Annotated in this window: 1 rRNA gene; it reads right to left on the bottom strand. The window is 56.5% G+C overall.

What is annotated here, in order from left to right:
• Nucleotides 1-181: 181 nt before the first annotated feature.
• Nucleotides 182-1,908, bottom strand: a 23S ribosomal RNA gene (locus AABA78_RS38725); the annotation flags it as partial.

Raw genomic sequence — 1,908 nt, 5'->3', positions numbered from 1 at the left:
CGAATGACGGTGCATACGAAGGGTAAGTTGCAAGCTTCTGCTTGAATGAAGCCTCTTCAGAAGATGAAGAAGCAATTGAGAATAGCTGATGTCTTCCGGGCGGACGCACATGGTGGCGTCCTGGCCTCGGCCTTGGCCCCGAGTCCCTTACTCCCCGCGTGGGGGCATGCAAGAGAAGGGGGGAAGTAAGCCGCTCGACTTATTAGTACTGGTTAGCTTAACGCGTTACCGCGCTTACACACCCAGCCTATCAACGTGGTAGTCTTCCACGAGTCTTCAGGGGCTTGCGCCCGGGATACCTGGTCTTGAGGTCGGTTTCCCGCTTAGATGCTTTCAGCGGTTATCCAATCGGCACATGGCTACCCAGCGATGCCTCTGGCGAGACAACTGGTACACCAGCGGTGCCTCCAACCCGGTCCTCTCGTACTAAGGTCAGAGCCTCTCAAGTATCCTACGCCCACAGCAGATAGGGACCAAACTGTCTCACGACGTTTTGAACCCAGCTCGCGTACCGCTTTAATTGGCGAACAGCCAAACCCTTGGGACCTGCTCCAGCCCCAGGATGCGATGAGCCGACATCGAGGTGCCAAACCTCCCCGTCGATGTGAACTCTTGGGGGAGATAAGCCTGTTATCCCCGGAGTACCTTTTATCCGTTGAGCGATGGCCCTTCCATTCAGGACCACCGGATCACTATGACCTGCTTTCGCACCTGCTCGACCTGTCGGTCTCGCAGTCAAGCTCCCTTATGCCATTGCACTCGCCGCCCGGTTTCCAATCGGGCTGAGGGAACCATCGCGCGCCTCCGTTACTTTTTGGGAGGCGACCGCCCCAGTCAAACTACCCACCAGACAGTGTCCCAGTCCCGGCTGACGAGACGTGGTTAGACACCAGAAATCAACAGGGTGGTATTTCACCGTTGCCTCCACCGAACCTAGCGGCCCGGCTTCAAAGGCTCCCACCTATCCTACACAGTCAATCCCTAGTGTCACTGTCAAGTTGTAGTAAAGGTTCACGGGGTCTTTCCGTCTTGCTGCGGGTAAACTGCATCGGCACAGCTATTTCAATTTCGCTGAGTCCCTCTCCGAGACAGTGCGGAAGTCGTTACTCCATTCGTGCAGGTCGGAACTTACCCGACAAGGAATTTCGCTACCTTAGGACCGTTATAGTTACGGCCGCCGTTTACTGGGGCTTCGGATCATCGCTTCGCCTTGCGGCTGACGAATCCCCTTAACCTTCCAGCACCGGGCAGGAGTCAGACCCTATACGTCGGCTTGTCGCCTTCGCAGAGTCCTGTGTTTTTGGTAAACAGTCGCTACCGCCATTTCTCTGCAACCTCTCTCGGCTTCGGCTGTACGCCTACACCTACCAGAGGCCCACCTTCTTCCGAAGTTACGGTGGAAATTTGCCTAGTTCCTTGGAGGAGAGTTCTCTCAAGCGCCTTAGGATTTTCTCCTCACCCACCTGTGTCGGTTTGCGGTACGGACACCCTGCAGACTCCCTGCGGGACTTTTCTTGGAAGCCGAGCATCAGCGACTTACCCCTTGCGGGGCGCCATGGGGTCTCGGGGATGACTGCCGCGCCTTTATTCGTACGCGACACCCCTACGCCTTTAGACTGACACAACCACCGGTCAGCTCGCCTAGCTTTCTCCGTCCTCCCTCAGTTCAACGTCTGCAAGATGGCGCAGGAATATTAACCTGCTTGCCATCACCTACGCCTTTCGGCCTCGGCTTAGGACCCGGCTAACCCTGGGAAGATTAACTTGACCCAGGAAACCTTGGGTTTACGGCGAGGGGGTTTCTCACCCCCTTTATCGCTACTCATTTCGGCATCAGCACTCCCAGTCGCTCCAGCGGCCTTTTCAGTCCACCTTCGCTGCAACTGGGACGCTCCCCTACCGCCATAC

This window comes from Corallococcus caeni (genome assembly GCF_036245865.1).
Lineage (GTDB): Bacteria > Myxococcota > Myxococcia > Myxococcales > Myxococcaceae > Corallococcus > Corallococcus caeni.
This window is presented reverse-complemented; position numbering and strand designations above follow the sequence as displayed.